This is a genomic window from Hymenobacter sp. BT188, from assembly GCF_014333585.1.
Taxonomy (GTDB): Bacteria; Bacteroidota; Bacteroidia; order Cytophagales; family Hymenobacteraceae; genus Hymenobacter.
In genome coordinates, this window is the sequence record NZ_JACSCW010000004.1 from 180,620 (window position 1) to 203,068 (window position 22,449).

At 55.5% G+C, this 22,449-nt stretch carries 13 protein-coding genes; 6 read left to right on the forward strand and 7 right to left on the reverse strand.

The features are described 5' to 3' along the window. The first annotated feature begins 7 nt into the window (after positions 1–7). From rhaM to H8B13_RS12365, 4 genes are all read left to right on the forward strand, one after another. Positions 8–322, forward strand: a complete 315-nt coding sequence (gene rhaM / locus H8B13_RS12350) for an L-rhamnose mutarotase (RefSeq protein ID WP_187311124.1) — start codon at positions 8–10, stop codon at positions 320–322. A gap of 217 nt (positions 323–539) precedes the next feature. Continuing rightward, positions 540–3,719, forward strand: coding sequence for a SusC/RagA family TonB-linked outer membrane protein (locus H8B13_RS12355; RefSeq protein WP_187311125.1), 3,180 nt, complete (start codon positions 540–542; stop codon positions 3,717–3,719). A 35-nt stretch (positions 3,720–3,754) separates the two neighbouring features. Next, positions 3,755–5,692 (forward strand): RagB/SusD family nutrient uptake outer membrane protein, encoded by a 1,938-nt coding sequence (locus H8B13_RS12360; RefSeq protein ID WP_187311126.1) that lies wholly within the window; start codon positions 3,755–3,757, stop codon positions 5,690–5,692. 503 nt (positions 5,693–6,195) lie between these two features. Continuing rightward, positions 6,196–7,623 carry a glycoside hydrolase family 28 protein gene (locus tag H8B13_RS12365; RefSeq protein WP_187311127.1) on the forward strand — a complete coding sequence of 476 codons (1,428 nt, stop codon included), beginning with the start codon at positions 6,196–6,198 and terminating at the stop codon, positions 7,621–7,623. A gap of 230 nt (positions 7,624–7,853) precedes the next feature. Here H8B13_RS12365 and H8B13_RS12370 read toward each other — a convergent pair whose 3' ends face one another. The 7 genes from H8B13_RS12370 to H8B13_RS12400 all read right to left on the reverse strand — a co-directional run bounded on the left by H8B13_RS12370 (position 7,854) and on the right by H8B13_RS12400 (position 17,319). Next, positions 7,854–8,426, reverse strand: coding sequence for a lactate utilization protein C (locus H8B13_RS12370; RefSeq protein WP_187311128.1), 573 nt, complete (start codon positions 8,424–8,426; stop codon positions 7,854–7,856). Then, entirely contained in the window at positions 8,423–9,793 is a 1,371-nt protein-coding gene (locus tag H8B13_RS12375; protein WP_187311129.1) for a lactate utilization protein B, read from the reverse strand. The genes H8B13_RS12370 and H8B13_RS12375 overlap by 4 nt, the downstream gene beginning before the upstream one ends. After that, the gene (locus H8B13_RS12380) at positions 9,790–10,530 is read right to left on the reverse strand and encodes a (Fe-S)-binding protein (RefSeq protein WP_187311130.1); all 741 of its coding nucleotides are present in this window, start codon (positions 10,528–10,530) and stop codon (positions 9,790–9,792) included. Before H8B13_RS12380 ends, H8B13_RS12375 begins: the two co-directional genes overlap by 4 nt. 283 nt (positions 10,531–10,813) lie before the next feature. Next, on the reverse strand, positions 10,814–12,142 hold the full coding sequence (locus H8B13_RS12385) for an FGGY-family carbohydrate kinase (RefSeq protein ID WP_187311131.1): 1,329 nt from the start codon (positions 12,140–12,142) through the stop codon (positions 10,814–10,816). After that, on the reverse strand, positions 12,139–13,419 hold the full coding sequence (locus H8B13_RS12390; RefSeq protein ID WP_187311132.1) for a TIM barrel protein: 1,281 nt from the start codon (positions 13,417–13,419) through the stop codon (positions 12,139–12,141). Before H8B13_RS12390 ends, H8B13_RS12385 begins: the two co-directional genes overlap by 4 nt. Positions 13,420–13,808: 389 nt before the next feature. After that, positions 13,809–14,852, reverse strand: a complete 1,044-nt coding sequence (locus tag H8B13_RS12395; RefSeq protein WP_261990352.1) for a GntR family transcriptional regulator — start codon at positions 14,850–14,852, stop codon at positions 13,809–13,811. A 358-nt stretch (positions 14,853–15,210) separates the two neighbouring features. Next, positions 15,211–17,319: a bifunctional aldolase/short-chain dehydrogenase gene (locus H8B13_RS12400; protein WP_187311133.1), complete on the reverse strand. Its 2,109-nt coding sequence runs from the start codon at positions 17,317–17,319 to the stop codon at positions 15,211–15,213. Positions 17,320–17,564: 245 nt separating this feature from the next. Here H8B13_RS12400 and rhaT point away from each other — a divergent pair, with 245 nt between their 5' ends. Together rhaT and H8B13_RS12410 are read left to right on the forward strand one after the other, a co-directional pair. Beyond that, positions 17,565–18,602, forward strand: coding sequence for an L-rhamnose/proton symporter RhaT (gene rhaT, locus H8B13_RS12405; protein ID WP_187311134.1), 1,038 nt, complete (start codon positions 17,565–17,567; stop codon positions 18,600–18,602). A 579-nt stretch (positions 18,603–19,181) separates the two neighbouring features. Further along, positions 19,182–22,385 carry a SusC/RagA family TonB-linked outer membrane protein gene (locus tag H8B13_RS12410; protein WP_187311135.1) on the forward strand — a complete coding sequence of 1,068 codons (3,204 nt, stop codon included), beginning with the start codon at positions 19,182–19,184 and terminating at the stop codon, positions 22,383–22,385. Positions 22,386–22,449 lie beyond the last annotated feature (64 nt).

Sequence of the window (22,449 nt, forward strand, 5' to 3'; positions counted from 1 at the left end):
GCCCCCCATGCAAGAAATAGCCTTTACCATGCAGTTGCGCCCCGGCGTGCAAGCCGAATACCAGCGCCGCCACGACGAAATATGGCCCGAGTTGACTGAAGCCTTGCACGCAGCCGGCATCCGCGAATATTCCATCTACCTGAACCCCGCCACTGATACGCTATTCGCCGTGCAGCGCCGCCTGCCCGAGCACAGTGCCGATCAGCTACCGACGCTGCCCATTATGCGGCGCTGGTGGGCTTATATGGCCGATTTGATGCTGACGAATCCAGATAACTCGCCAGTGGTGATGCCCTTAGAAAGGGTGTTTTATCAGGCATAATAATCGTAAGGCTACTTGTTTATCGTTTTGTAAAAGGCCCAATTACAGCGCTTTGGAGTCGCTATACATCGACTCCAAAGCGCTGTAACGTTTTTTGATCACTTCGAAGAAATTCTAGTACGGTAGCAGGAGAGTGCGGGAGGGATTTGGGAAAGGAAGACAGGTACTTGGTAGGTAGAAAGTTCCTGTTTGCATTCCCACTTCCAATTCCTCCTTTATGTTACAACTTTACAACTCAGTCCGCTGGTTGCCCCTGACCGTATTGGTTGGTCTGGCGCCCGCCAGTGTTTTTGCCCAGACGGATCAAACTGTGACGGGGCGGGTCGTTACGGCCACCGACAAAAGTGGCTTGCCAGGGGTAACAGTGGTGGTGAAAGGCACCACAACCGGCACGAGCACGAATCCGGATGGCAGCTTTACCTTGACGGCTCCGGCCGGAGCCACACTCACTATCTCATCGATTGGGTACGTAACCCAGGAGGTGCCCGCGAGTGCATCGCCCATAAACGTGGCGCTGGCTGAGGATGTAACGCAGCTGGCAGACGTAGTGGTAGTTGGTTATGGCACCCAGAAAAAGAGCGACGTAACGGGGGCGCTGTCGTCGGTATCGGAGGAGAAGATAAAGCAGGTGCCGGTTCAGAACCTGACCCAGGCCCTGCAAGGCCGTGCGGCCGGCGTAGACGTGGCGGGGGGCAATTTTCGGCCCGGTGAAACGCCTGCTATCCGTATTCGCGGCAACCGCTCGGTGCGGGCTTCCAACGAGCCGCTTTATGTAGTTGATGGCATTCCGCTGGCGCAAGGCACGGGCCTGAACGACTTCAATCCCGATGATATTGAATCGGTGGAAGTGCTGAAAGATGCTTCAGCTACCGCTATTTACGGATCGCGGGGGGCAAATGGGGTGGTCATCGTGACGACCAAGCGCGGCAAGGAGGGCAAGTTCAATATCAGCTACAACACCTACGGCAGCTTCGACCGGCCTTTGCGCCTGCCGGAACTGTTCGACGCTGCTGAGTTTGCCGATGTGCGCCGCGAAGCGTACCGTACGTCCGGCTCTTATACCACGCCTTACCCTAATCCGGTAAACGATTTCACGTACTTTGGCACCGATCCGAACGTGTGGGCCAATATCGCCGGGGCGTACACCTGGCGGGATTTCGACGCCCGCATTCCCGAAACGCGCGAAGCGACAGAGGAGGAGAAAGCCCGTTATGCTCTCTACGGCTTCCCGAACGTTACCCAGATTCCGATTTACGACCCCAGCAAGATTAGGAGCTTCGACTGGCAGGATGCAGCCTTGCGCAGCGCCTTCACCCAAAACCACCAGCTTAGCGCTAGTGGCGGCTCCGAAAACCTGCGTGCGTCGCTGTCGGTGGGCTACCTGAATCAGGAAGGTATTCAGCCCGGCCAAGACTTCACCCGCTACACCGCCCGCGCCACCTTCGACTTCAAAGTCAATAAGATCATCTCGGTGGGCGGTTCTACTAACGCCAGCCTGGGCATCCAAAACGTTGGTCCTGACATCTACGGTAAGGCTGTGGGGCAATTGCCCTATGCTACGCCCTACAACGCGGAAGGCGTATTCCAGACCAACCCCGGCGCCGACGCCAACATTCTGAACCCGCTGCTCGACCCGGAAAACACATTTAGTGAGCGACGCGTGGCCCGTTTCTTCACCAGCCTCTACGCCGAAGCCCGGCTGCTGGAAGGCCTGCGCTACCGCCTCAACGTGGGCCCCGACTTCCGCAACGCCCGTAACGGTCAGTTTCGGTCGGCCCGCTCTACAGGACAGGGCGGCGGCGCCAACGCGGTATCGTTCGCCCAATACGACCAGAATCAGAACTTTACGTACGTCGTAGAAAACCTGCTTTTTTACGACAAGCAGCTCACCTCTGACCACTCTTTAGGCGTGACCCTCCTGCAAAGTATTCAGCAGGATCGCAGTGAAGGCTCTTCCATCAGTGCCACCAACCTGCCCTACGACTCGCAGAAGTGGTACAACCTGGGCTCAACCAACAACGCGGCGGCTCAAAGCTTCGGCTCCGGCCCATTTATCCAGCGGCAGCTGATGTCGTGGATGGGACGGGTAAACTACAGCTTCCGCGACAAGTACGTGCTGACGGCTACCGGCCGCGCCGATGGGGCTTCTGTGCTGGCTGAAGGTCGGAAATGGGCATTTTTCCCTTCCGTGGCCCTGGCCTGGAAACTCCAGGAGGAAGGCTTCTTTAAAGACATAGCCATGATCAGCGAACTGAAGCTGCGCGGCGGCTATGGCTCCGTAGGGCAGGCTTCCGTGGACCCTTACACCACCGGCGGCACCTTGCAGCAAACTCCCTACGTGTGGGACGAGACCCCAGCCTACGGCTACACGCCTACGCCCGGCACCTTGCCTGGCACCCTGGGGGGCTTACCTAACAGCGAACTGGAGTGGGAGCGGACCAACACCGTCAACGTAGGTCTGGACTTTGGTTTGTTTAAAAACCGCATCAACGGCTCGGTGGAAGTGTACCGCGCCAACACCACCGGCTTGTTGCTGCCTCGCGCTCTGCCTACAGCTTCAGGCTTCAATAACGTGCTGCAAAACATTGGCGCCACGCGCAACACCGGCGTAGAAGCCACCGTGTCGACCGTGAACGTGGAGACCAGCAAGTTCCGCTGGGGCTCTGACTTTGTCTTCACCAAAAACAAGGAAGAGTTCGTGGAGCTGGCCTCGGGCAAGCAGGACGATCTTGGTAACCGCTGGTTTATCGGCGAGCCCCTGGGCGTGTACTACGACTACAAGTTCGACGGCATCTGGCAGAGCTACGACACCGAAGGCCTGACTCGCTATAACGTGCGGCCAGGTACGATAAAAGTGGTGGACGTAAACAACGATGGCCAGATCACTACCCTGGACCAGATTGTGCTGGGCTCCAACCGTCCCAAGTGGAGCGGCAGCGTAAGCAATAGCTTCTCCTACGGCGGCTTCGATTTGAGCTTCCTAGTGTATGCCCGTGTCGGTCAAATGCTGGCCACGGGCTTCCGGCCCGGCCTTGGGGGGCGTTTTCCGGGTCAGAAAGTCGACTACTGGACCCCCGCCAACCCAACAACTGAGGCGCCCCGGCCAAACAGCCAGCAGGACATCGCCACCTTTGGCGACGCCTTGCGGTACCAGGATGGCAGCTTCGCCAAAGTGCGCAGCATCTCGCTCACGTATAACCTCCCCAAGGAGCTGGCCGATAAGTTTTACAGCAGCAACCTGAGTGTATATGTGAATGCGGTTAACCCCTTCCTGATCACCAAGTTCAAGGGTCTGGACCCCGAAGCTACCGACATCGGTACTACTTCCGGCGAGTTGGCGCAAGCGCGTAACCTGAGCACCAAAAGCTTGGTGCTTGGCCTCCGCATCGGCTTCTGATTTGACGACTAATTCCCTACGTCTAGCCTAGTCTCATGAAACGTTCCTATCGACTCATAACCATTGCCCTGCTTACTACCTTCGGCCTGACTACCACGGCCTGCAAGGATTATCTGCAGGAAGAACTCGTCTCTACCCTTACCAACGATTATTACACCACGGAAAAAGGGCTGGAAGACCTCGTGAAAGCGGCCTACGAGCAAACTCGCTTCAAGTACGCCAACGAGCACAGCTACGCGATGTTCAACTTCGGCACCGATGAGTTTACCCATGCCGACCAGGTAAACTACGTGTACTGGAATACCTACGACCGTAGCCGTCTGAATACTGGCAACGGCATCGAAAGCTTCGTGCACGATGTGTGGACGGCCGATTACGACGGCATCAACCGCTGCAACATCGGCATCGATAAGATTCCGGCTTTCACTGGCGGCACCACCACGCTGGCTACTGCGGCACAGAAAGCCCAGCGCCTCGGCGAGCTGCATTTCCTGCGGGCCTACTACTATTTTCAGCTGGTGCAGCAGTACGGTGCTATTCCCGTGTCACTGAAGCCTACCGAAAGTATACAGCTGGAATACGAGCGCACGCCCGTGCCGCAGGTGTATCAGCAGATTATCAAGGATTTGCGCTTCGCGGAGGAAAATTTGTCCCCCACCAGCGCGGAGTTTGGTCGGGCGACCAAAGGCGCGGCTCAGCATTACTTAGCCAAAGTGTACCTGACGCGCGGCAGCGCCATCACCGACGAGCGGGGCCAGAAGCCCACCGACGTTGACAGTGCCGCCTACTACGCCGACCAGGTGATTACCTCGGGCCGTTACGTGCTGGAAAACGATTTTGCCAAGCTTTGGGACATTTCCAGCTACGCGAATAACCGCGCTGGCCAAACGAGCCGGGAAGTCATTTTCTCCACGCAGTTCAACAACGTCATTACCCTAGCAGGGCGCTTTGGCAACCGCGTGCACTCGTACTTCACCATGATTTACGAAGACACTCCCGGCATGGCCCGCGACCTGCTCAACGACCGGCCTTTCCGCCGCCTGATGCCCACCAACTACACCATGGACATCTACGACCGGCGCAACGACTCGCGGTTTTATAAGAGCTTCAAAACGGTGTGGATTGCTAATAACGCCGCCACCATTCCCAAATGGACGGCCGCCAATGCACCTACTCCCGCGCTGGTTGGGCAAAACAAATTTGCCATAGGCGATACGGCCATTTTTATCCAAGTAAATACCCCGCAAACCCCGCTCACCGCCAACCAGATTTCGCGGACGCGCTACGCCACGTTTGCACGCTACTTCCGCAATGCTAACGGCGCTGTAGCTTCTGCTTATGACCCAACCGGCCCGGTAGGCGTGCGCAACAAATATCCTCAGCTGCTGAAGTATATCGACCCTTTCCGGGCCGGCTCTGGCGTAAATGAAGAGGCCGGCACGCGCGACGGTATCCTGGCTCGCTTTGCTGAAACGTATCTGATTGCCGCCGAGGCTTATGGTCGCAAGGGCGATTATGCCAAGGCTATCGGCTACATCAACACCCTGCGCAACCGGGCTGCCTACAAGGCCGGCGAGGCCAAGCCCACGGCTTTCTCACTCGTAGAAGGCGGCACCCGCGGCGACGTGACGAGTACAGCAGGCGCTTTGCAAGTCACCATGACCAAGTTCACCACCAACGACCCGGCCGAGCTGTATCCGCCATCGGTTACCACTACGCAGGCTCGCTTTATCGCCTTCATTCTGAATGAAAGAACCCGCGAACTGGCCGGCGAGCTGCACCGCTGGGAAGACCTGGCCCGCACGGAAACGCTGCTGGAGCGCGCCCGTACTTTCAACCCTGATACCCGGGCCGAAATTCAGCCCTACCATAAGCTGCGGCCCATCCCACGCGAGCACCTGGAGCGGATTTTCCGCGGTGGTCAATCACTAACCCAGGAGCAGCGCCAAACCGAGCAGAATCCGGGTTATTAAGCTTGGGGGGCAAATTCTGGTAAATCGTCATGCAGAGCGTAGCGAAGCATCTCGCGTGCTGACGTTGCCACGCTATCAGTCATCCTGATCTGGCGTCCGCTTGCGAAGGACTTTCTCACGAAAGAACGACTGGTTCATCGGTGAGAAGGTCCTTCCTGCGTCAGGATGACAGACGGAGTGGGAGTCATGCTTTCAAAGGTCTAGCGGGATCTGCTACTTCTTTTTACCCCTTTGTGGGACTTGCCCAAGAAATTACTAATTTCAAGGTACAGTTGCGTTGGTTTTCTAGCCAGTTTAACCAAAGGGACTTTCAGTAGCAGGAGGGTGCGGGAGGGTTTGGCAGGAGAGAAAATGCAGATTTGGATGAGTAAGCAAAAGTGAGTGTTAACTGACGTGGGGCTGGGGGGCAAATACAGCGGTGGTGGGAATCTGTTGTTCCGCCCCTCAGTCTCGCGTCATGTTGCACTTCCCGTTTCTTCCTGATTCGGTCAATCCTGCCTCCTATGCAACTGCTGCTCTCCTTTCTGTTTCCGCTCATCACTTGGTTGAGCCTGTTTGTAACGGAGCCAGCGGCGCCCACTGCCGCTGATCCGGCCTGGGTGAAAGAGGTAGGCTCCAAAACGCTGCCCACGGCCAAAACGACGTTTGCGGCCACTAAATACGGCGTAGTAGGCGACGGCAAAACCCTTAACACCAAAGCCATTCAAAAAGCCATCGATGCGGCCGCTAAGAAAGGCGGCGTTGTCACGTTTGAGCCCGGTCAGTATCTGACGGGCTCAATTTTTTTGAAGAAGGGTGTCACGCTCCAACTCGATAAGGGCGTGACCCTACTCGGCAGTCAGGACATCAAGGATTACCCCGAAATGCCGAGCCGCATTGCCGGCATTGAGATGGTGTGGCCCGCAGCTCTAATCAATGTTTTGGATCAGGATAACGTCGCCATCACTGGCGAAGGCACGGTGGATGGACAAGGCAAGCCCTTCTGGGATATGTACTGGGCTTTGCGCAAAGACTACAATGCCAAAGGCCTGCGCTGGATTGTGGACTACGACGCCAAACGCCCGCGCACCTTGCTCGTGTCGAACTCCTCAAACGTAACCATCAAGGACATTACGTTGCAGCGGGCTGGCTTCTGGACCGTGCATATTTTGTACTCCAAAAACGTAACAGCCGACGGCCTCATCATTCGCAACAACCTCGGCGGTCATGGCCCCAGCACCGACGGCATCGACATTGACTCCAGCAGCTATGTGCTCGTGCAAAACTGCGATATCGACTGCAACGACGACAACTTCTGCCTCAAATCGGGCCGCGACGCTGACGGCCTGCGTGTGAATAAGTCCACGGAATATGTCCTCATCCAAAACTGCGTCGCTGGTGCCGGTGGGGGGCTTTTTACCTGCGGCAGCGAAACCTCGGGAGGTATTCGCCACGTCATTGCCCGCAACCTGAAAGCGAAAGGAACCAAGGTTGGTATCCGTATCAAATCGGCTCTCACACGGGGCGGTACCGTAGAGGATATTCGCGTCGATAACATCGAGATGGATGGCGTAGGTACGGCCATCGAGATGACCATGAACTGGAACCCTTCCTACAGCTATTCCACGCTGCCCGAAGGCTATACGCAGGAGACATTGCCGGCCCATTGGAAAGCCATGCTGACGAAAGTAGAGCCCGCCGAAAAAGGCCTCCCGTACTTCCGCGACGTGCACATCAGCAACGTGCGCGTGACCAACGCCAAAAAAGCTGTTTCGGCCGAAGGCCAAGCCAATTCCCTGCTCGAAAACATGACCCTGAGCAACATCACGATGACGGCCCAAACCGCCGGCGACATCAGCTACGCAAAGAACTGGACCGTGAAAGACATGAACATCACCACCCAAGACCAACAGCCTGTAGCGGTGGTGAACAGCACAAGCGTGAAGTTCTAACAGCCCGAACGACGTAGAGACGCGTATTCGCGTCTCTACGTCGTTGCTGACGTTGTTTAGTTGGCGCTGTTCGAACGGCACAATTCCAATCGTTCAACGATTAGACGCGAATACGCGTCTCTACCTCATTCAAAGGTTATAAAGAGCAGGTTGAACGACATCGGATATAGCCATAAAAAAGCCCGCATGACACGTCTGTCGTGCGGGCTTTTTCTTTTAATTAAGTCTTGTCACGCCGTGAGCAACACCGTGAGGCTGCGGGCGCCATGAGCGCCAATAACCAAGGACTGCTCAATATCAGCCGTTTTGGATGGACCCGCGATAAACATACCATAGTCTCCTACATCTGTCACCAGCGCGTAAGCCTGATGCATAGTCGCCACGATATTTTGCTGCGAAAGTACTAGCACCAGATGCTGGGTAATCAAGGGCAACGCCCGGTGCAGCATGTTTGCTTCGGGTAGCCAGATGCAGCCATTCTCCGCGACACCAAAAATGCCCCCCAGTACGGCTACATCTACCGTGTCGAGCACAGCAGTTGGGGTTTGCTCATCGATAGTGATGGTGGCGGGCAGCAGGGGAGAAGCAACAGGGCCAGCGGCTGGGAAAAGCTGCTGAACTACTTCGGCCAATGGCTGGCCCACTGGTATGCGCACAATTTGCCCCCCAATGCTTTGCAGCACCTCCGTGAAGCGCTCCACCGAAGCGTCGCCGGTGAATTGAGGTACCGTAGGTAACGGGTTTTCTTCGAAATGATTGGCGCGGGTAGCGGCCAGAATTCGCTCTCGAGCAGTGGCGGTCATGGCTTGGGGTTAGTTTGCTTAAACCATTCGCGGAAGCTTTGGGGTGGCGGCTCGGGTAGCTCACGGGCAATGGCCCACGGATTATAGCCCGGCGCGTGAGTGAGGGCGTGGGGCACAAAACGCAGACCCACGCGGGCAAATTTGCCCCCCAGCTCGTACATACCCGGCCGGGCCAGCACCCGGCTGAGCAGGCGCATGCTCCACTTCTTGCTGGCCGGAATTTCATCAGCGGCCGCAATTACCTGACGCCACTTATAGAGCTGAGTATGAATGTCAATCTTCACCGGGCACACATCGGTGCAGGAGCCGCAGAGCGTGGAGGCAAACGGCAAAGATGCGTGCTGGCGCATGTCGATGTTGGGCGACAGAATAGCGCCAATGGGTCCCGGCACGGTGAAGTCGTAGCTGTGGCCGCCGCTGCGCCGGTATACGGGGCAGGTATTCATGCAGGCCCCGCACCGGATGCACTTCAGCGACGCCCGAAAATCGGGACGGCCGAGCTGCTGGGTGCGGCCATTATCTACCAGAATTATGTGCAGTTCCTTGCCCGCCGCGGGGCGGCTGAAGTGCGAGGTGTAGGTAGTAGCGGGCTGCCCGGTGGCGCTGCGAGCTAGCAGGCGCGTGAACACGCTCAGATCAGAAAGGCGCGGAATGAGCTTCTCAATGCCCATGCTGGCAATGTGCACCCGCGCCAGATTTACGGCTAGATCGGCATTGCCTTCGTTGGTACACACGACAATACTGCCCGTTTCGGCTATAGCAAAATTAACCCCTGAAATAGCTACTTCAGCGGTAAGAAAACGGGCGCGCAAGTGCTGACGCGCGGCTTCGGTGAGTACCTGCGGATCGACTTCACCTTCGGCTGTGCCCAGGTGTTTAAAAAACGTGGCGCCTACGTCTTCCTTTTTTAAGTGAATAGCCGGCAGCACCAAGTGGCTCGGCGACTCCTGCCGCAGCTGCACGATGCGCTCCCCCAAGTCCGTATCTACAATCTCGACGCCGTGGCGCAGCAGATAGGGATTAAGGTGGCACTCCTCCGTCAGCATCGACTTACTTTTGACAATGCTGCTGGCTTTTTCCTGCCGGATAATATCCAGCACAATGGCGTTGTGCTCTTCCGCGTTGGCAGCCCAATGCACGTGCACACCATTTGCTTTGGCTTGCGCTTCGAACTGCTCTAAATAATCTGCAAGACGGCTTAGCGTGTGCGTTTTGATTTGGGAGGCCAGCTCACGCAGCTCCTGAAACTCGGGCACCGCATACACGGCTTTATCGCGCTTCTGACGCACAAACCACAAGGTTTCATCGTGCCAGGTTGTCCGCTCTGTGTCGCGGGTAAAAACTTCCGCTCGTTTGGGATGACTCATAGGATGGTACCGTTCAAGATTTCGGCGGCGTGCATCACCCGCATGGGTAGCTTTTGGCGCCGCACAATGCCTTCCAGATGCATCAGGCACGACATATCGCCGCCCGTAAGCACCCGCGTACCGTTGCGCAGATGATCCTGCACTCTATCTTGCCCCATGCGGGCCGAAATAGCGGCTTCCGACACGCAGAAAGTGCCCCCAAAGCCGCAGCACTCATCGTTGCGGTCAAGCTCGGTTAGCTCGATGCCATCTAGGGACTTTAGCAGCCGCCGCAAATGCCCATCACGAACGGGGGTCATTTCCGACTCGTTGGCCTGGTGCAAGCCGCGCTGCCCGTGGCAGCTCAGATGCAAGCCTACTTTGTGTGGAAACACGCCTGGTATTTCCGTGACGCCGAGAATGGTGGTGATAAAATCAATCAGATCGTAAGTGGCCTCGCGCACGTGCTGCACGGCCGGTGTCTGCTCGATAATATTGAAATGCTTGCGCACGTGGTACACGCAACTGCCCGCCGGCGCCACCACGTAGTCGTAGCCCTGAAAGGTATCGACGAAGTGGTGATACACGGGCACCGCATCCTGCTCGCAGCCGCTGTTGGCCATCGGCTGACCGCAGCAGGTTTGCTTCTGCGGAAATTCGGCCTGTATGCCCAGTTTATGCAGCAATTGGTAGGTAGCAATACCTACTTGCGGGTAAAACTGATCAACGTAACAGGGAATGAATAAAGCGACTTTCATTAAATTGAAAACTGATTTCTCTCCTCATTTGAGGAGGGATTAAGAGCGGCGGAAAGATTAATTACCAATAAGCTAGTCTTTTCAGCTGTCTGTCATCCTGAGCTTGCGAAGGACCTTCTGCCGTTGAATAAGTCGTTTTTTACGCTTGTCGCCCAACTGGCAGAAGGTCCTTCGCAAGCTCAGGATGACACACTTAACTGCAGTAGGTAAAGTAGGTAATCAATGATTTATCATCCGACTCTGCTCTCTTTTTCTGTGGGATTGGGACGTCAGGAATGGGATGTCACGAAAACAACAACTGCGTTTTCTTCCAAGCCTCACCTTGCTCCAGATGAATCAAGGCACCAAGGGCGGTAGCTTGAGGAACCTCCAGAGTCTTGATTTTCGCGTCGGGGAAATTCCAGCTCAGAATCTGCATGAACAACGGGTTGCGGGCGAAGCCTCCGTCCACGTAAATCAGCTTTTCATCACGCCGAATCAGGTTGATGGATTCGGTGAGAATATCCATAAGACCGTGCATGAGGTGGTGGTAAGCATCCCCGGCAGTGTTGAAACCGGATAAATCCCACTCTTTGGTCTGCCGCTCGGGGAAGGGGCCCGTGCCTCTCATACACCAGGGCTGAAAGTCATGCGAAGCCTCATCGTAGGGGCGGGCCAACATCAGCGAATGGTAAAAATCGGGCTTCACATGAAAGTGGTGGGCAATACGCTGCACCTGAAAGTCGTGCTCACGGCCGAAAAACACCCGCGATGCTTTGGTCATTTCGCCCTTGGGCGAAAGGAAGCTCAGGCAGTCGCGGCGCAGTAGCTCGGGGGTGAGCGGCTCCCGGTTGAAGGGACTCAACGTCACGGCCCACGTACCGGTCGAAATCAGCAGGAAAGGCTTCTCATCCTGTTGCATATAGGGCAGCAACGCCGCCGAACTATCATGCAAGCCAACACCCACCAAAATGCCATCGACCACCGAGGCAATTGAATCTTTAGTCAGGGGGGCTAATTTGTCGTCGATGCCCTCGCGGTAGACCCAGTCGTGGTATTGGTTGCGCTTGAAATCCCACAGGCCCGTGTGGCAACCCACGGAAGTATAGTCGCTAAAAGCCTCACCGGTAATGAGGTATGATAGATACTGCGGCAAATGCAGCGACGTGCGAATTCGGGCATATTGCTCGGGCTTGGTCTGCTTAAGCCAATACAACTGCATACCGGAGTTGAGCATGCCCATCTGTGGCGAGCAGGTCGCCGTAGCAAAGTCAATGGGGTCCTGATCAAGCTCGGCGTAAAACTGAGTCATCAGGGACGGGGGCATCGGCTTTAGGTAGTTGTAAAGCGGCAAAATGGGCTGTCCGTTGGCGCCTAAGTGCACAAAGCTGGCGCCGTAGGAAGTGAAATTCACTCCCTTCAGATTGTAGTGCGGATTATGGCGCAAGGTGTGCCAGCGGTCCTGCACCCACTGCGAAAGCCGTGAGAGAGTTTCGCACGGAAAGCCCTCCTCATCCACGGTTTCGAGGCACACTTGCTGGTGCTCGTCAATGATCTGCCGATCCTCATCGAAAAGCAGTACTTTCTTGTTGGTCTTGCCAACATCAAACACGGCGTAGATGGACTTTTTCATAAGCCAGTAGACAGACTGAATTTGCCGCGTTGCTGAATAAGCTGCTCCCGGATTTTGCCCGCGCGGTAGGCCGCGATGGGGTTGAGCGCCCCGCCACCTTGGCGGTAGGCTTCGGCCACCAACGGCCGTACATCGGTGAGGAAGGCGTCGCGCAGAATTTCTTCGGCCCGTACCACGTCGTTGTTTTGCTGGGCTTCTTGCAGCGTTGCACGGTCTACTAGCAAGGCTTTGGCGTAGGCTCCGAGGATGCTTTCTACTGACTGAAGCAAGTCTTCCAGCGGGTCTTTGGTGTTGTGGCTGGCGTCGATCATGTAAGCCACGGCAGGATTCGTGACGGCCGTGTCCTGCGCGCCATCTACCAGCTCGTTGAAAATCAGGAAGAGCTGATACGGCTTGATGCTGCCCGTGGTCAGGTCGTCGTCGCCGTACATGGAGCCGTTGAAATGAAAGCCCCCCAGACGGCCGAAATGCAGCAAACGGCCCACAATCTGCTCAATGTTGGTGTTGGGCAAATGATGACCTAAGTCAACTAGAACTTGCGCATTCTCACCCAGATATTGACACAGCGAATACGAGGTGCCCCAATCCGGAATAACCATGGAGTAGAAGTGCGGCTCGTAGGGCTTGTACTCGATCAGCATCGTCATGTCCGAAGGCATGGCTTCGTAGATGCTGGCCAACGATTCGGCCGTGCGCTGGTAGGCGCGGCGCAGGTGCTGCTGACCCGGAAAATTGGAGCCATCAGCGAGCCATACTGTATGAATTTTGGCCCCCAATTGCTTGCCGTATTCTACACACTCAATGTTGTGCTGAATAGCCTGTTGCCGAACCCCTTCTTCGGTGTGACTCAGTGAGCCAAATTTGTAAGAACTCGCCTGATCTTTCTGGTCCTGAAACGTATTCGAGTTCATCGAATCAATTGTCAGACCTTCAGCCTGTAGCTGCTGCTGAAGCGCGGGAATGTCCCTCGGGATATCCCACGGGATATGCAGGGAAATAGAGTTGGAAGAGCGGTTAAGACGATTAAGTAAAGCCACATCGCCAATCTTTTCCTCAAGGCTGCGCGGTTCACCCCCCGATGGATAGCGCCCGAAGCGCGTGCCGCCCGTACCCAATGCCCAACTGGGAATAGCTACCTGAAAATCAATGAGCTGCCGGATGATATCCTGCGCGTCGAGGCTACGGCGGGCCAGCATATCAGCCAGATAGCTGAAGCGGAGCTGGTGCTCACTCAACAGCGGTTGGTCGAGGTCCTGAATTTGTTGGTCGGAAAGCATAGTAGGGTAGGGGTCGAGGGTGGGAAGATGGAGCCCGGTAGCTTCGTTTTAGCAAGTCGGCCAGGCAGACGATAAACACAGCTTCATTAGGATAAGCAACCTAGCACCAACCCGCGCCCAAACTCTTCTGAACTCTCCTGTGTGTGGGGCTTTTTTCCTGGATTAAAATTAGCCTCTCGTTAGTGACGAAGCAGGTAGGTAAAAAAGCGAGGAGATACACTTAGCTGCATCTCCTCGCCTGATAAATGTATGTCGTCAGCACAGTGTAGAGACGCGATACTTCGCGTCTTGGCGTTGAACGATAGTGGATCAGGTGGCACACGCGAGGAGACGCGAAGTATCGCGTCTCTACAGAAAAGCCCCCCAGTCGCTTAATGAAGCAGATATGGTTACAACGATCCGCGCCGAATCGTGTAGAAGGGATTCTTCACTTTCACCCGCTGCTTCTCTAGCAAAAGCTCGGCGGCGGTGCGGCCCATGGCCTCAAAATCGGTGGTGATTACGGTGATGCCCAGCAGTTCTTTTAAGGTGCTGGCATTGAAGGATAAAATACCGATTTCGCGGCCTAGCAAGTAAGGCGTTTGTCGCACCTTTTTCATCAGTTCAGCTAAGTCGGTGGTCTCCACTACCACGTAAGCAGTGCCGGCTTCCAACACTTCATTTATGGCGTTTTCCTTGACCGAAAAACCCTTATTGTAGTTGATACAGAAAGTGCGAAAACCCCAGGCAATTTCCACCGGATAGTTGTTGCCAACACTAGGCAGTACGAGCACCATACGGTCGTATTTTTCCAGCAAATCCTGCACGCCTTCCAGGGCTGTGAAAATGTCTTTGTCGAAGTCCTGGTAGATGGTCAGCACGTCGCGCTTCATGTCGGGCAGGTCCTTGTCGAGCAGAACTAATTCGTTTGCGGGAATGGAGTTAAGGACGCTTTTGTAGTCGGCTTTGTCGAGGTCCAAGGCAAAGTGCGGCATCACCACATAGTAGTTGTACTTGCCCAGATTCTTCTCAATGATTTCCTGAAACAGGTGGGCGCTGTAGTGATGAATTTGCAGATCGACGGTCGCCCGGTCGCCGAGGGCTTGCAGGAAAGCGTAATAGATGATCTTCTTGTAGGAGCTGAGCTTATTGAATACCAACAGGATTTTAATCTTGGTGGCATCCGTAGCCTGAACGTAGTAGCCTTTCCCTTGGACAGAGGTGCAAAAACCCCGCTCCCGTAGCTCTCGGTACGCTTTCTCGACGGTGTCGCGGGCCAGGTAGTATTCGGCGCTTAGCTCACTGATGGAGGGCAGTTGGTCGCCTTTCTTCAAGGTGCCCCGCTCAATATCGGTAATCACCGACTGTACAATCTGCTTGTACTTGGGGGTTTTGTCGAAAGGCTTGAACTGCAGCTTATACATGCTCTGATTAGGCGGAAGTAAGACGGCCATAGCGAGTAGTTAGGTGGGAGAAACTAGCGCTGGGAGAAAACACAGAATAAACGTCAGCTTTTTCGGTGTATTTCAGGCAAACGGTTCAGGTGGAATTAACCAACCTAGGCTTAAATTAAGCAGATTAAACTTCAATTGGAAGCAATAGGGAGTATTTCCTTATGCCAACGTTACCGGGAACGTTCCCATGATTCATGTCTTGCAAAAAAGCCCCCCGGTAGGATCAAACATAGCTCGTTGAATTTGTGTGCGTTCTATAAAATTCACTTGGTGCCGGAACATGGATTTTTCGCAGGGACAAAAAAGAAAGGGACCGACTTCATAGTCGGTCCCTTTCTTTTTCAACTGAACTATTTGCTTAGCGCACGAAGGCCATAGCCACGCCGCCATCTACATTGAGCACGTTGCCGGTAGATTTGCTCAGCGAGCCATCCACAAACACCCGCACGGCTTTGGCAATATCCTCTGCCAGCAACTCTTCGCCTAACAATGTGCGCTTAGCATAGTGCTGAGGCAGTTCTTCCACCGAAATGCCATAGGCCTTGGCCCGGCCCTGCGCCCAGGCGCCTTCCCAGATTTTGGAGCCGCGCAATACAGCGTCAGGGTTGACGGTGTTCACGCGAATCTTGTCAGGGCCCAACTCAGCGGCCAGCAGGCGCGACATGTGCAGCTGGGCGGCCTTAGCCGTGCCGTAAGCCACGTTGTTAGGACCAGCTACTAAGCCGTTTTTGCTGGCGATGTTCACAATGTCCCCACCTAATGCCTGCTGGCGCAGAATCTCTACGGCGGCCTGGCTGACCAGGAACTGACCTTTTACTAGCACATCGTTGAGGATGTCCCAGTCGGCCTGGGTGGTTTCGGCCAATGGCTTGGAAATGCTCAGGCCCGCGCAGTTGACAATGATATCAACACCACCGAACTGTAGTACGCTTTGGCGCAGAGCTTCGGCAATACCATCGGCGCTGGTTACTTCAATGCCCACGGCCAGCGAGCTGTCCTTGCCAAACTGCTTGCGCAAATCCGCTTGGGTTTCGTCCAGGTCGGCACGGTCGGCAGCGACTACGCAAGCACCCTGTTGCAGCAGGGCCTCGCAGATTGCTTTGCCGATACCGCCCGTACCACCCGTAACAAAGGCCACCTTTCCCGAAAGCGATTTGGGAGGCGCCATGCGCTGGAGTTTGGCTTCTTCCAGCAACCAATATTCAATGTCAAATGCTTCCTGCTCAGGCAAACCCACGTAAGTACTCACCGCCTCCGCGCCCTTCATCACGTTGATGGCGTTGGTGTAGAACTCGGCGGCTACGCGGGCGGTCTGCTTGTCCTTGGCGAAGGCAAACATGCCCACGCCGGGCCACAGAATGATAACCGGATTCGCGTCGCGGATGGCTGGGCTGTTGGCGTGCTTGCTACGCTCGTAGTAGGCTGCATAATCCTGGCGGTAGGCGGCGAACTGCTCCTGCAAATAGGCTTTCACCTCGGCCAATGGCTGGCTCATCACCTCTGGGTCGAGCACCAGGGGGCGAATTTTGGTGCGCAGGAAGTGGTCGGGGCAGCTGGTGCCTTTCTGAGCCAGACGCGCTAAGTCGTTCGAGTTCACGAACTCCAGCACGCGGGAATCATCGGTGAAGTGACCCAGCATGCGGCGGTGACCCGAAGCCAGGCCGCGCAACGTAGGCATGATGGCGGCGGCTTGCTGCTTGCGCGTGGCCGCATCAGGACCGTTGGTGAGCTTTACGCCGCCAAATACCGGTCCTTTCTTGCCGTAATTACTTTCCAGATAAGCCGCCGCTTGCTCAATTACCTCCAGCGTATTGATATACGACTCATAAGAAGTATCACCCCAAGTAAACAAGCCGTGACCGCCCAGAATTACGCCGCGCAGATTCGGATTTTCGAGCACTACTTTCTCCAGCTGCAGACCTAGATCGAAGCCGGGGCGCTGCCAGGGGAGCCAGGCCATGGAATCGCCCCAAATCTCACGCATGATTTGCTCACCCTCCTGGCTGGCGGCAATGGCAATCAGGGCATCAGGGTGAAGGTGGTCGATGTGTTTGAAGGGCAATAGGCCGTGCAGGGGCGTATCAATGGAGGGCGCGGCGCACTTGGGATCGAAGAGGCAGTGGTTGAAAAGCTCTACCATCTCGTCTTCGTGCTCGAGGCCGCGGTAACGGTTTTTGAGCTGGTGCAGCTTCTCTACGTAGAGGTTGGCGCAACCGGCTTTGGTCAGGGTGCCGATGTCACCGCCGGAGCCTTTTACCCACATCACGGGGACTTGTTCGCCGGTGACAGGGTCAGTTTCGGTGATTTTGACGGAGGTGTTGCCGCCCGCATAGTTGGTCAGGCGCAAATCGGCCCCCAGCAGGTTGGAGCGATAAATAAATAGGGCTACTTCATCGCCGGCTAGTGCCGCCGCCTGGGCCTCGTCCCACAAGTAACTGACGTGCTGAAAGGTGAGCGTTTTTTCCATATTGAGGCTACTGATTTGAGGGCCGAAAACCGGATAATTAGATTGCTCACAAAAGAATAGGAAGTACAAGCAGCAAAACTCCTGCACTCTCCTGTTCAAGCATGAAATAAATTCTGTGACTGCCTACTTTTCGCCGATTTGAATCCGACCCCCAGGTAGTTTCCTGCTTTCAGGAGAGAACAGGAGGGTTCGTGTAATCGATTAAGGCAGATTTGGTAAAACAACACGACCAACAACTTCGACTTATGAGTGTTTTTCTGGGAGTGGTGCTCCACGCACTAGGCGGTTTCGCCTCCGGCAGCTTTTATCTGCCTTACAAGAAAGTAAACGGCTGGGCCTGGGAAAGCTACTGGCTCGTTGGGGGGCTTTTTTCGTGGCTAATGGCGCCTATCTTGCTTGGCTACCTCACCGTGCCCAACCTGTTCGGGGTGTTGGCCCAGGCGGATACCACAACCATCCTCTGGACTTACTTCTGGGGCATTCTCTGGGGCTTCGGGGGCCTTACATTCGGCCTCGCCATGCGCTACTTGGGCTTGTCGTTGGGTATGGCCGTCACGTTGGGGTTATGCGCCGTGTTTGGTACGCTGGTGCCGCCTATCTGGGAGGGTACTTTTCCGACCCTGATCAGCACCCTGTCCGGTAAGGTTATTATCATGGGCCTAGTGGTGTGCGTGGCGGGCATCCTGATTTGCGGCATGGCCGGCGTGATGAAAGAAAAGCATCAGACTACGGAAGAAAAGCAAGCTGGCGTAGCCGAGTTCGACATGCGCAAGGGCCTGATGGTGGCGGTGTTTTCGGGGGTGATGAGCGCCTGCTTCTCTTTCGGCCTGACGGCTGGCCAATCTATTGCGGAACTGGCTACGGATAACGGCACCAACCCGCTCTATGCCAACAATGCCATCTTGGTCATCATCCTGCTCGGCGGCCTCACTACCAACGCCATCTGGACGATTTATTTGAACATAAAGAACAAGACGTATACCGACTACACCAATATGTCGGCCCCAATTGCGCGCAACATTATCTTCTGTGCGCTGGCGGGCTTCACCTGGTATTTCCAGTTCTTTTTCTACGGCATGGGCGACAGCCAGATGGGCGAGTACCGCTTCTCGGGCTGGACGCTGCACATGGCTTTCATCATCGCCTTCAGCAGCATGTGGGGCCTGATTCTGCACGAGTGGCGCGGCTCCAACCGCCTGACTATGCGCACTATTTCACTCGGTATTCTGGTCGTGGTATTTTCAACAGTGGTTGTTGGCTTTGGCAACTACTTAGGCTCCTAAAGTTTACAGGTTCCAAAAAAGCCCCCCAGTGCATACAAATGCTCTGCTGGGGGGCTTTTTTGTGTCTATTAGAAGTGTCAACGATATCGCGCTGGAAGTACCTGCCCGCATATTCTTCAAATGATAGTTGCCACTTATTCCCATCTATCCTCTACATCTTAACAGCTATATCTCCACAGCTGTCATCCTGACGAAGGAAGGACCTTCTTACCGATGAACAAGCTAGCCTAGTAACAACTCATGCTGCCGTGAGAAGGTCCTTCCTTCGTCAGGATGACAGAGAGTGTAGGGTAGAAGATGCTTCAATCAACAAAGCTCGCAACGATGAGGATGCAAACATGCTCCTCCGCAACCTGCAAGGCTTTAGATACTTGCCAGCAGAGCCAGCATTGGTAAGCTCCACGGTTATTGGTAGCGTGCCAAAAACGCAGTCCAAAGCATTATTGGAAAAATAATTTCAGGGTAATCGGGGTGGGGCGGTAGTCTACAGGAGGGTTTCGGCTATGGGAGGTAATAATTTGGTCATGCTCAAAAGGCCCGGTCTTGTCTTTACACTCTCCTTCCTACCCATACCTACTCATGAAGAAAAGTTACACATGGCGGCGCTACCCAATAGCGGTATGCCTGCCAATGCTACTGTTAGCAGGACCGGGCATCACAGCCGTGCAGGCACACACCAGCAGCACCAACAAAGTAGCCGAATGGCAACTGACCGGTAAGGTCGTTTCGCAGAACAACGAGGGCCTGCCCGGCGTCACAGTCGTGATCAAGGGCACTACCAACGGCACTACTACCGGCGCTGATGGTGCTTTTAACTTATCGGTACCCGAAACGGCTGGCACGTTGGTATTCAGCTTCATTGGTTTTACAACCCAGGAGCGCCCCTTCACCGGCTCACAGGCCTTCACCATCAGGATGGCTGAAGATGTAAAGAGCCTGGAGGAAGTGGTAGTAGTAGGCTACGGCACCCAGAAGAAGGGCGACGTAACCGGCGCCATTGCCACCTTCGACGCCAGCCGCTTAGAAGAACGCCCGATTGCCCGCGTCGATCAGGCCCTTGTTGGTCAGATGGCGGGTGTGCAGGTAAAGCAAAACACGGGCGTGCCCGGTCGCGGCTTTAGCGTGCAGGTACGGGGCGCAGGCTCCATCACGGCCGGCAACGAACCGCTGTATGTAATCGACGGTTTCCCGCTCGACAACGTGGCCCAGAATGGTGGGGGGCGTTTTGCCAGCGGCAGCCCGCTCGACAACATCAACCCCAATGATATTGAGTCGATTCAGGTATTGAAAGACGCCGCTGCGGCCGCTATTTACGGTTCGCGCGCTGCTAACGGAGTAGTACTTATCACCACGAAGAAGGGTAAATCGGGCAAGCCTCAAATTACCTTCAATTCCTACGTTGGTGTTTCGCAGGCCGCCAAAAAGCTGGACGTGCTGAGTGCCGAAGAGTGGGCTGAGCGCGCTGCCGAAATCATCAATGATAACTGGGTACGCTCGGGCCCCGGCCGCACCGCCAGCCAAACCACGGCTGAGCGTCAGGCTATTTTAAAGGTGAACAACATCGTGCCCGCTCAGATGATTGATGAGCGCTGGTTTCAGCCCGGTCACCCCGGACTACAGTACATCGACTGGCAGGACGAGGCTTTCCGCACGGGTCGCACCCAGAGCTACCAGGTAGGTGCCAGCGGCGCCACCGATAATGTGAACTACTTCATATCAGGTAACTACACCGATCAACAGGGCATGATGGTCGGGCTGGGTTACAAGCGCTACTCGGCGCGCGCCAACGTGGAAGTAAAAGCCAGCAACAAGCTGCGCTTCGGCCTGAACGTGACGCCCACTTACTCCGTCACCAACGACCCCGGCATTGAGGGCAAAGACAACCGTCTGCACCAGCTCGTATCGATGGCGCCTATCGTGGAAGACACGGCCGGGGTAGCTACGGGCTACGGCAAAAACGAAGTGTACCGTTGGGGTGTATCGACGGCCAGCCCAGTACGCGTGATGGAAAATGCCATCGGCGAAACCAAGACCTTCCGTACCCTGAGCACTCTGTTTGCCGAGTACGAAATAATCAGCGGCCTGCGCCTGCGCACCAGCGTCAACTTTGACAATAACGACGTAACTAGTAAATCATACAATCCGGCCGTGCGTGATCTGCCAACGTCGCTGGCTTCAGGCTCTTATAGCGGTTTCCGTCGCCAAACATTCGTTAACGAGAATACAGCCACTTACACGCGGGTTTTCGGTGAGAAGCACGACCTGACGGCGTTGGCTGGCTACGCCTATAATATCTCGCGCATCGATAACGTGCGTCTGGGTGCCACCGGCGGCTTTGTAAACAACCAGGTAACCACGCTGAACGCGGCCACAAACATCAACGGCACCGGCAGCAACAATACTACCGAAAGCCAGAACGTCCTGATTTCTTACTTCGGCCGTTTGCAGTATAGCTACGCCGGCAAGTACCTGTTCTCCACCAGTATCCGCCGCGATGGTTCCTCGCGCTTTGGGGGGCAAAATCAGTTCGGTGTATTCCCTGCTGCCTCCGTGGGCTGGCGCATTTCGCAGGAAGAGTTCATGAAGAACATCACGCCGCTCAGCGACCTGAAACTGCGGGCCAGCATTGGCTTGTCGGGCAACAACAGCATCGGCGACTACAACAGCATTGCGACGCTGGGTATTTATAACTACACTTTCGGCGGCGCTTTGGCTACGGGTCAGGCCCCTAACCGGGTAGAAAACCCAGAGCTGCAATGGGAGCGTAACCGTACCATCGACTTCGGGATTGACGTGGGCTTCCTGCAAAACCGCATCTTCGGCTCATTCGATTACTACACCAAAACGAGCAAGGACCTGCTGCTGAACGTACCTATCAATACGGCTTCGGGCTTCGGCAACAACTTGGTGAACATTGGGGAAGTAGAGAACCGCGGTTGGGAAGTGGAACTGACCACCAACAACCTGAACAACGCTCTGGAGTGGACTACCTCCCTCAACTTCAGCCACAACCAGAACGAGGTGAAGCACCTCGGCCCCGGCGATGCCACTATTGAAGTAGCCTCAGTAGCCGACCTGCCCAGCAACGTGCTGCAAGTAGGCAAGCCGATGTACAGCATCTTCGTTATTCGCCAGAATGGCATCCTGAGCCAGGCTGATATCGATAACGGCGCCGCACTTTACAACAACCAGACTGCCGGCGACCCCCGCTACGAAGATGCCAACGGCGACGGTAAGATTGACGCCAACGACCGCGTGATTGTGGGCCAGCCTAACCCCAAATACACCTGGGGCATCACGAACACCTTCAAGTGCAAAGGCTTCGATCTGAGCTTCCTCGTGCAGGGTCAGAACGGTGGCTACATCTACTCCATGTTTGGCCGCGCCATCGACCGCACCAGCGTGGGCTACCAGGAAAACGCCCTGGGCCGCTCCCGTGACCGGTGGCGTTCGGAAGAAGATCCTGGCGACGGCGTAAAGGGTAAGGCTACCGCTCGCTTTGGCTTCATCAAGAACACCGACTGGCTCTACTCTTCCGACTACTACCGCGTGCGCAACATCACGTTGGGCTACGACCTGGGCCGCATTATCAGCAAGAGCGTGATGCAGGGGGCCCGTGTGTATGTAACGGCTGAAAACTTCTTTGGCAAAGACAAGTATTACGGCGGCTTCAACCCCGATGCCGTGAACACCGACAACGGCAGCACCTTTACCTCGGGTGTTGACTACGGCGGTCTGCCTTTGGCCAAATCGTTGGTTTTGGGCCTTAACGTTACTTTCTAAGCTACATCCAGAAGCCAACTGCGGGCTGCCCAGCGGTAGCCTGCTCCTAACTCCTAGCTCCAAC